This is a genomic window from Lysobacter antibioticus HS124, assembly GCF_000336385.2.
GTDB lineage: Bacteria > Pseudomonadota > Gammaproteobacteria > Xanthomonadales > Xanthomonadaceae > Lysobacter > Lysobacter firmicutimachus.
Genome location: NZ_HG424509.1, coordinates 58,047 through 67,510, shown reverse-complemented (window position 1 = coordinate 67,510; position 9,464 = coordinate 58,047). Strand labels below are relative to the sequence as shown.

Here is a 9,464-nt window from a genome sequence, read left to right as displayed (position 1 = left end):
ACCACGGCCGATCCGGGCCGGCGCCGCAGCCGAGCCGGCGCGGTCGCGGCTTACGCCGCTCCTACAGGGATCGCTGCCATCGAGCCTTCTCCCGCCAGGGAGGGGCTCTTTGTTGTATGGCTATGGGCGCAAGCATCGCCCCTCTTGTAGGAGCGGCGTGAGCCGCGACCGCAGAACCACGGCCGATCCGGGGCGACGCCACAGCCGAGCCGGCGCGGTCGCGGCTTACGCCGCTCCTACAGGGATCGCTGCGCTTGCGCCGTGGCTGTGGCGACGCGGTCGCGGCTTGTGACCAGAGGGAATCCCTGAGGGACGCCGCTCCTACCCTGGAATGGTGCGGCGCGTCCTGCGGAATGCGTCCGCAGGCCGGCATCGGCGAGGCGCGACGGGGCGTGCGGAAACCGCCACGGCCGGCGGGTTATGCTGGCGGCCTGTTCACGGAGCCGCCGATGACCGCGACGCCCCGCATCGCCTTCCTCGCCAGTCACACCGACGATGCGCAGCGCGCGCTCGCCGTCCTGTCGGCCCGGCACGGCCAGCACGAACCCGGCGATGCCGATGTGCTGGTCGCCCTCGGCGGCGACGGCTTCATGCTGCAGACCCTGCATCGCCACGGCGCGCTGGGCAAACCGGTATACGGCATGAAGCTGGGCACGGTCGGCTTTCTGATGAACCAGTACGCCGATGCCGGCGACGGCCTGCTCGAACGCCTGGCCGCGGCCGAACCGGCGGTGCTGCGGCCGTTGGAGATGGTGGCCCAGACCGAGTCCGGCGCGACTTTCGGCTCGCTGGCCTATAACGAGGTCTCGCTGCTGCGCCAGACCCGCCAGGCCGCGCACCTGCGGATCGACCTCAACGGCCAGACCCGTCTGGACGAGCTGATCTGCGACGGCGTGCTGGTGGCGACGCCGGCCGGCAGCACCGCCTACAACTTCTCCGCGCACGGGCCGATCCTGCCGCTGGGTTCGGCGGTGATCGCGCTGACCCCGATCGCCGCGTTCCGGCCGCGGCGCTGGCGCGGCGCGCTGCTCAAGGCCGATACCGAGGTCAAATTCCGCGTGCTCGACCCGTACAAGCGCCCGGTCAGCGCCACCGCCGATTCGCACGAGGTGCGCGACGTGGTCGAGGTGATGATCCGCGAATCGCGCGACCGCACCGTGACCCTGCTGTTCGACCGCGAGCACAACCTCGAAGAGCGCATGCTGATCGAGCAGTTCACCAGCGGCTGAGGCCGCGGCTCAGGCCAGTTTCAGCAGCAAGTCGCGCATCCAGGGATCGGACAGGTCGGGTCGCGCGGCGGCCTGCGCCGGCTCGAACCAATGCAGGCAGCGGTGCTCGTCGCCGCAGGCCTGCGGCTCGCCGCGCCAGGCGTCGACGCGATAGATCCGCAGCCGGATGCCGTCGCGCTCCACTTCGGCCAATGGCGCGCAGACGTCGATGCGAACGCCGGCTTCTTCTTCGATTTCGCGCCGCAGCGCCTGTTCGGGCGTTTCGCCCGGTTCGACATGGCCGCCGAGCATGTCCCAACGGTTCGGCGCCAGGCGCTTGAAGCCGGCGCGCAGGCCCAGCAGCACCAAGCCGTCGCGCATCAGTAGGGCGCCGACCAGACCGACGCGGTGGCTTTCGGAGTTCATGTCGGGTCGGCTCCGCCGCCCCGTCGGCTGCGGGCACGGCAGCTCGAAATGACATTAAGTGACGCGCGATTAATTTCTTCGATCAACGACTTGGCCCATATTTCTAACGACGAATCGAGCCTGGATCAGCGGCCCGCCCGCAGGCGCCGGGCGACCTCGCTGAGCGCGGCGATGACCAGGGTCAGGGCCACGGTCGACAGCAATTGCACGCGCGGGCCCGGGGTCATCAGCGCCAGGGCGAACACCAGGGCGAGGATGCCCAGCCCCAGCCACGTCACGTAGGGGAAGGCCCACATCTTGAACGGCAACGCGGTGCCGGCCCGATCGGCGCGGCGGCGCAGGATCAGCTGCGAGAGCAGCGACAGCGTCCACACCAGCAGGCAGGTCGAGCCGACCACGTTGAGCAGCGCCGGCAGCACTTTCTCCGGGTACAGCAACTCCAGCGCGGTGGCGACGAAACCGAAAGCGACGCTGGCCAGCACCGCCGCCACCGGCACCTGGCTGCGGCTGAGGTGGGTCAGGAAGCGCGGCGCCTCGCGGCGCTGGGCCAGCGAGTAGATCATGCGCGAGGCGCCGTAGAGGTTGGCGTTGAGCGCCGACAGCAGGGCCACGACCGCGACCAGGGTGATGGCGGTGGCCGCGCCCGGAATCCGCGCCGCCTCCAGCACCGCCGCGAACGGCGACTTCAGCGCCTCGCTGGTCCACGGCACCACGGCGATGATCACCGCCAGCGAGCCGACGTAGAACACCAGAATGCGCCAGGCCACGGTGCGGATGGCCTGGGTGATGCTGCGTTCCGGGTCCTGGGTTTCGGCTGCGGCGACGGCGACGATCTCGGTGCCCCCGAACGCGAACACCACCACCAGCAAGGCCGCGCCGACCCCGGCCCAGCCCTTGGGCGCGAAGCCGCCGTGATCGGTGAAATTGGACAAGCGGGGCGAGGCCACCTCGGGCAACAGGCCCAGCAGCAGCGCCGCGCCGATGGCGATGAAGGCCAGGATCGCGCCGACCTTGAGGATCGCGAACCAGAACTCGAATTCGCCGAAATTGCGCACCCCGAGCAGATTGACCAGGGTGAAGGCGGTCATGAACACCAGCGAGGTCGCCGCCACCGGCAGGCCCGGCCAGACCGTCGCCAGCAAGCCGGCCGCACCGACCGACTCCGCCGCGACCACGATGACGATTTGCACCCACCACAGCCAGCCCAGGGTCGCACCGGCGGTCGGCCCCATCGCATCGGCGGCGTAGACCGAGAACGCGCCGCTGGTTGGGCGCGCCGCCGCCATTTCGCCGAGCGCGCGCATGACGATGATGATCAGGGTGCCGGCGATCAGATACGACAGCAGGACCGCCGGTCCGGCGGTCTGCACGCCGACGCCGGAGCCGAGGAACAGGCCGGCGCCGATCGCGCTGCCCAGGCCCATCATCACCAGTTGCCGCGACTTGAGCGCGTGGCCGAGCTGCGGATCGGAAGCGGGCGAGGCGGGGCTGGCGGGCATGGAGCGGGTCCGGACTGGCGAAAGGGCAAGGATAAGGGCAGACGCCAGCGGATAGGAGCCGGGAGGCCGGCGGCCGTCGGAGCGTTGCGCTGTCATCGGGTCGTCCGCTGCTTCTCTCCGCCGCCGCCACATCCGCCCGGACGCGTCCTACAATGCCTCCATGCCCGACCGTGATGCCGACCCCCTGATCGTCGCGATTTCCTCGCGCACCCTGTTCGACATGGAGGACAGCCACGCGCTGTTCGAGCGCGAGGGCATCGACGCCTATGCCGCGTTCCAGCGCGATCACGAGGACGACGTGCTGCGGCCTGGCATCGCGTTTCCGTTGGTGCGCAAGCTGTTGGCGCTCAATCACGGCGCGCAGGCGGAGGCGCCCCGGGTCGAGGTGATCCTGATCTCGCGCAATTCCGCCGACAGCGGCCTGCGCATCTTCAATTCGATCGCCCATCACGGCCTGTCGATCAAGCGCGCGGCCTTCAGCAACGGCGCGCCGCCGTTTCCCTATATCCGTCCCTTCGGCGCCGACCTGTTCCTGTCGGCCAATGCCGAGGACGTCGGCGCCGCGCTCGCCGCCGGCGTGGCCGCGGCGACCCTGCTGCCGGCGACTCCGCCGTCGCGGCTGGCGCCGCATCTGAGTCCCGATCAATTGCGCATCGCCTTCGACGGCGATGCGGTGATCTTCGACGACGAAGGCGAGCGCGTGTCGCGCGAGGGCGGCCTGGCCGCGTTCACCGAGCACGAGCGCAGCCACGCCGGCGAGCCGCTGTCGGGCGGCCCGTTCCGCGGCTTCCTCGACGCCCTGCATCGGCTGCAGGCGGCGTTTCCGGTCGGCCAGGACGCGCCGATCCGCACCGCCTTGGTCACCGCGCGCTCGATTCCGGCGCACGAGCGGGTCATCCGTACCCTGCGCGAGTGGAACATCCGCCTCGACGAAGCCTTGTTCCTTGGCGGCCGCTCCAAGGGGCCGTTCCTGGAAGCCTTCGGCGCCGACATCTTCTTCGACGATTCCGAGCACAACATCCGCTCGGCGCGCGATCACGTCGCTGCCGGTCATGTGCCGCACGGCGTGGCCAATCGCTGAGCCTCCGTCGCGGCGCGAACCACAGACCACGCCCGCGCGCGACTTGCGCGGCGTCGTCGTCCGACCCTGGGAAAGTTGAGACGACCTGGTCCGGACGGCGGTTGTTTCGAGCCGGCGTCGCGCCGGTTCGATCGGGCGCCTCAGTCGTTGCGCCGATCGCCGAGTTGGCTGCGCACTTCGCCGCCCGGGAACTTGCTGGTATGCACGTTCGCGTAGGCGTTGCCTTGGCGCAGCGCGCGGACCAGCTCCTCGAATTCGCCGGCGGCGATGCCCTGGCCGGCCGGGCCGACCACGTCGGCGGGCAGGATGGTGCCGGTGATGCGCGCCGGCGGCGCCGGGCAGGCCTGCACGCCGGGCGGCGTCGGCGGGCTGGCGAGATTGGAGCACAGCCATACCGCAATGCCGCCGTTGACGCCGCGCTGGCCCAGGTGGATGTGCGCCTGGGTCACGGCGCCTTCGAGATCGGAATAGGACAGCTCGTAATGGATCGCGCCGCCGTCGCCGATGCGGGCGCGGAAGCCGCCGCCGCCTGCGGTGGAGACCAGGGGCACCTCTTGTTCGCCTTCCAGGACCGCGCGGAATTCGTGGTGCTCGGCTTGCGCCGGGGCGATGGCGAACGTCGCGATCAACGCGCTCAGGGCGATGCGTTTCATGTCGTCGACCCTCATGACTGCGGATGGACGAGCGGACGCTGCGCCCGACGGCGTTAGTCGAGGGTGAAAAACCGGCCGGCACGAATCGTGCCGGAGGCGCGGTCGACTACGGCGACCGGCGGTGCGGCTCTTGGCACGGTCGATGCGTCGCCGGCGCGCCCGGGCGAGGCGGCGGGGCGGGTCAGGGCAACATGCGCTCCAGCGGCACACGCACGTCGGTGACGGTCCAGTTCAGGCCGTCGCGGGTCAGCACGAACACCACCGGGTCGCCGTCGGCGTTGGCGACGGTGGCGGTGAAGCGCGAGGGCGATTCGAAGCGATAGCTCAGCTTCTTGAGCGGTTCGGCCGGCGCCACCGGCGCGTAGGCGTCGCGGTCTGCGGCGCTGCCGTCGACGCGGCGCAACAGCTTGCGGCCTTCCAGTACCGCGCCGATGCCCATCGGCGTAGCGATCGCATCGACCGCGGTGCCGGCGACGCTGCCGGCCAGGCTCAGACCGATCGCACCGAATGGATTGGACTGCACCTCCGGCCCGGCGCGGCGCACCAGGTAGTCGTTGACCTGGGCTTTCAGGCTGAGCCGTATGGCGGCGAAGTCGACGTGTTTGGACAGCTCGCCGGGGTTGCCTTCCTTGACCGCAGCACGGATCGCACGCACGGTCAGGAACGGGCCGGCGGCGACGTAGCCGAGCAGCAGGGCCAGGACGAGCGCGAGCGCGGCGATCCATTTCTTCATCGGGGCGGTCCGGTGAGGGTGAGCCGACAGATTAGCGGTGTCGGCCTTACGCCGGCTTAAGCGGCGCGATAGTTCGTCGCCGGCGTGGGCCGGCGGCCTCAGTGTGCGAGGACCGCCTTGCCTGTAGGAGCGGCGCGAGCCGCGACTCACCGCGGCGACGCACGCGAGCGTGGCCGCCGGAGACGCGATGCCGCACGGCTCTCACCCCAACCCCTCTCCCGCAAGCGGGAGAGGGCCTACCTAGATGCGAGGCTGCTGCGCGGGGCGCTGACGGCTAGAAAGCGTAGCCATCGCCCGGCAAGCCGGAGACGGGGCTTTGAACCGCGAGCGACGCGGCGCTCAGCGCCCGATTCGCGCGGCGCGTTCGCGCCGCTCGACCGGGGCCAGGCGGCTCTGGTCGTTGAGTTCGAGCTGGCGCAGTTCGAACGGTGCGCCGAAGCCGGACGGCAGTTGCTGGCGGTCGAAGGCCAATTCGATCCGGCCCTGGCCGCGGTCCAGCCACTGTGCGCTGTGGGCGATGGCGACCGGGCGCAGAGCGCGGTCGGGGCCGCTGGCGTACAGCGTGCCGCGTACTTCGTAGCGGCCCGGCGAGGCGGCGCGGACCGGCAGATCGAAGCTCATGCGGCGCGGGTCGAAGGCGTAGCGGCCTTCCAGGCGCGCGGTCGGCTGGGCCACCGCGAGCGCGGTGCGCACGTCGCGCTGGACGTCGCCGGCGGCGGCGAACACCTGAACCTCCCACAGTCCCGGCGGTTGGTCGCCGGCATCGGCCGGCAGCGCCACCGGCGCGCGCAGGCGGCCGTCGCGGCCGCGGCGCAGCGGCACCGGCCAGCTGCGGCCCGAGGGCGCGACCAGCAAGGCGCTGCCTTGCGCGTCGGCGATCTGGCGCGGGCCGTCGCTGAGGTCGACGATCACCTCGCTGCGGCCGCCGGCCAGGGCGCGGTCGCGGCTCAGCGATGCGTGCAGGCGCACCGGGCTGTGCGGTTCGTACACGTGCACCAGGTAGCGGCCGCGCGCCTGCGCGACCTGCAGGGCGTAGTGACCCGGGCCGGCTTCGTCGGCCAGTTGCACCGCGGCGCTGCCGTCGGCGACCTGCAGCCCGGCGGCCTGCAATTGCGCCGCGTCGTTGCGCTGGGCCAGCGCGACCGGCCGGCCGGCGCGACGCAGTTGCACCGCATCGGCGGGTACCTGCGCCGCGCCGGCGACCGGGCTGACCCGGATCAGGGCGCCCGGCGCGCTGGTGGACAGGTCCAGGCCGCGCTGCAACTCGGCGCCGTCGGCCTCTTGCCAGTACTCGCGGCTCTCGACCACGCTCGGTTGCGTATCCGCGGTCAGCGGCGCATACGGGTCCAGCGCCCAAGAGAAGCGCACCGGTGCGCGCTCGATCGCGGCCTTGGGCGCGGCCAGCGCGCTCAGCCGCTGCGGCACCTGGTCGGCGCTCGCCGGCGGCAGCATCGGCGCATCGGCGGCGAAGGCATCGGCGACTGCGGCGAGCAGTGCGAGAGTCAGGATCGTTCGCATGGTCGTCGGCCTCATTGGGTCATGTCGCTGCGCAGGATGGTGTTGAGGTTGAAGCAAGCGCGCCGGCTCTGGTTGTGGCTCAGCGGCTCGCCGCCAGCGGTGCGCTGCTTGTCCTGGAACCAGACGCTGCCCGCGGCCGACTGGCTGGAGCAGTTGAGGAAGCCGTCGGAGCAGCTGTCGAGCCAATTCTGGGTGGTCTCCAGGCCGACGTTCTCGGCGTAGCCGCCGCAGTAGCTGTCGCCGTCGAACGGCGAGGAATCGACGTCGGTGCCGACCACGCTGCGGAACGGCTTGGGCAGGGCCGGGCGGCCGGCGGTGCCATAGAGGTTGTTGCGGTTGTAGTTGGCCATCCAGCTGACTTGCTGCATCTTCACCGCGTCGGATTTGTAGCCGAGCAGCCAGCCGACCGCCTGTTCGAACACGTTGCCGTTCATCGCCGCATCGGCGAGCGGGGTGCCGGCCGAGGACGGCGCGATCGCGTTGACCCGCACGGTCTTGGCGATGATGTTCGGATAGCGGCTGTCGTAGGTCGGGTTGGACAAGATCCAGCGCATCACGTTGCCGCCGTTGGAGTGGGTGATCACGATCAGGCGGGTGATCTGCTTGGCGGCGATGAAGTCGGTCAATTGCTGGGCCAGGCAGCCGGCGGCGCGGCTGTCCCACATGTACTGCTCGAAGTCGCAGTTGACCACGGTGTAATTGGCCGGGTTGGCCAGGCCCTGGCGCACGCTGTCGACCATCGCCGGCTTCCAGTAGTCCTGGTAGGCGTTGGTCTGTTTGCCGGTGCCGTGGACGAAGGCGACGCCGGTGTTGGCAGCGGCGGCCAGCGGCGCGGCGGCGAGCGCAGCGGCGACGGCGGCTGCGGCCAACGGTCGCAACCGATTGCGGAATTGTTGCATGTCTGCTCCCCGAGAATGCCCGACGCGCGATGCCGAATTCCTTTCGGCACGTCCGGCGATCCGGCCGTCGCTTCCTGCGTGGCCCAGGATTTCGAGCATACGTAGGCGCATGTTGCTGTCATGCGGCAGTGCGGTAGCGGGGCGATGTAAAGCGTGATCCTTTGTGCAGTTCGCGCAACTGTGCCGCGTCGCTGCGCGAATCGGCGCGCAGCGCTGCGCGACGGCGGCGATCGGATCAGGCGTGGGCTTCGGTGCGGCGACGTTGCATCGACACGTGCACGGCGAGTGCGGCCGCCGAGCAGGCTGCGCCGGCGGCGAAGGCCAGGGCGCCGCCGCCGCGTTGCCAGGCCAGCGCGGCCATGCCGGCGCCGAGCACGCCGCCGATGCCGCCGCTGAAGCCGTACAGCAGGCCCTGCGCCGCGGCCATGTCGCGCCGTTGCGGGAACAGTTCGGCCATGCGCCGCATCGTGCCGGCGTGGAATGCGGCGAAGCTCAGCGCGTGGCTGACCTGGGCCAGCGCCATCCAGGCGAACGAGCCGGCGAAGGCGGCGACCAGCACCCAGCGCACGGCGGTGGCGAGGATGCAGGCGGCGATCAGGCGCGGCGCGCCGAAGCGCTGCACCAACCGCGGCGCCTGCCAGAACATCGCGATCTCGCACAGCACGCCGATCGCCCACAGCAGGCCGACCGCGAAGCCGTCGTGGCCGTGCGCCTGCAGATGCAGGGTGTAGAACACGTAGAACGGGCCGAAGCCCAGTTGCACCAGCAGCACGGTGATCAGCAGCGGGCGCATCCCCGGGCGCCGCCACAAGGCGTCGCGCGGCGCGTCGGCCGCCGGCGGCGGCTGCGCCGGATCGGCGCGATGCAGCCAGGCCGCGAACGCAGTCAGCGCCAGCCAGGGCAGGGTGAGCCAGATGAAGACGTCGTCGCCGAGCCGGTCGAGGAGCCAGCCGTAACTGGCCGCGACCAGCAGGAAGCCGATCGAGCCCCACATGCGGATCTGGCCGTAGTCGTGATTGCGCGGGCCGAGCGCGTTGAGGGTCATGGCCTCGAACTGCGGCATCACCGCATTGAAGCAGACCGCGAACAGCCCCATCACCGCGAACAACGCCAAGCCGCCGTCGTAACGCAGGAAGCCGGCGAAGATCAGCGCCGCGAGCAGGCAACCGGCGAACAGCCAATGGCCCGGGCGCGGGCTGCGCGCGACCCAACGCGCCCAGGTCGGCGGCGCCACGATGCGGCCGCCGTACCACAGCGCCAGCATCGCGCCGACCGCGTAGCCGCCGTGGCCGTGGCTGGCGACCCAGCGGCCGATGTAGGGCGTGTAGGCGCCGAGCACGCCGTAGTAGCCGAGGTAGAACAGGGCGTAGCGGCGGAAGTCGGCGGGCACCGGGGCGGCGTCTTGCGGAGGGCGGACGCGTATTAGAACAGGAGGCGGCGGGCGGGA

At 70.9% G+C, this 9,464-nt stretch carries 9 protein-coding genes; 2 read left to right on the top strand and 7 right to left on the bottom strand.

What is annotated here, in order from left to right:
* Positions 1-449 precede the first annotated feature (449 nt).
* Positions 450-1,229, top strand: coding sequence for an NAD kinase (locus TX83_RS12550; RefSeq protein ID WP_064748293.1), 780 nt, complete (start codon positions 450-452; stop codon positions 1,227-1,229).
* A gap of 9 nt (positions 1,230-1,238) precedes the next feature.
* Here TX83_RS12550 and TX83_RS12545 read toward each other — a convergent pair whose 3' ends face one another.
* Complete coding sequence (locus tag TX83_RS12545) at positions 1,239-1,634, bottom strand: NUDIX domain-containing protein (protein ID WP_064748290.1); 396 nt, start codon at positions 1,632-1,634, stop codon at positions 1,239-1,241.
* Positions 1,635-1,759: 125 nt separating this feature from the next.
* Entirely contained in the window at positions 1,760-3,133 is a 1,374-nt protein-coding gene (locus tag TX83_RS12540; RefSeq protein ID WP_064748289.1) for an amino acid permease, read from the bottom strand.
* 160 nt (positions 3,134-3,293) lie between these two features.
* Here TX83_RS12540 and TX83_RS12535 point away from each other — a divergent pair, with 160 nt between their 5' ends.
* Positions 3,294-4,214 (top strand): 5'-nucleotidase, encoded by a 921-nt coding sequence (locus TX83_RS12535; RefSeq protein WP_064748288.1) that lies wholly within the window; start codon positions 3,294-3,296, stop codon positions 4,212-4,214.
* 140 nt (positions 4,215-4,354) lie between these two features.
* Here TX83_RS12535 and TX83_RS12530 read toward each other — a convergent pair whose 3' ends face one another.
* The 5 genes from TX83_RS12530 to TX83_RS12510 all read right to left on the bottom strand — a co-directional run bounded on the left by TX83_RS12530 (position 4,355) and on the right by TX83_RS12510 (position 9,407).
* Complete coding sequence (locus TX83_RS12530) at positions 4,355-4,867, bottom strand: CHRD domain-containing protein (protein WP_064748287.1); 513 nt, start codon at positions 4,865-4,867, stop codon at positions 4,355-4,357.
* Between the two features lie 181 nt (positions 4,868-5,048).
* Complete coding sequence (locus TX83_RS12525) at positions 5,049-5,600, bottom strand: DUF2939 domain-containing protein (RefSeq protein WP_064748286.1); 552 nt, start codon at positions 5,598-5,600, stop codon at positions 5,049-5,051.
* A 339-nt stretch (positions 5,601-5,939) separates the two neighbouring features.
* Complete coding sequence (locus tag TX83_RS12520; protein WP_064748285.1) at positions 5,940-7,118, bottom strand: DUF4785 domain-containing protein; 1,179 nt, start codon at positions 7,116-7,118, stop codon at positions 5,940-5,942.
* 11 nt (positions 7,119-7,129) lie between these two features.
* Complete coding sequence (locus tag TX83_RS12515; RefSeq protein ID WP_064748284.1) at positions 7,130-8,017, bottom strand: hypothetical protein; 888 nt, start codon at positions 8,015-8,017, stop codon at positions 7,130-7,132.
* A 235-nt stretch (positions 8,018-8,252) separates the two neighbouring features.
* Positions 8,253-9,407: an MFS transporter gene (locus tag TX83_RS12510; protein ID WP_064748283.1), complete on the bottom strand. Its 1,155-nt coding sequence runs from the start codon at positions 9,405-9,407 to the stop codon at positions 8,253-8,255.
* Positions 9,408-9,464: the final 57 nt, after the last annotated feature.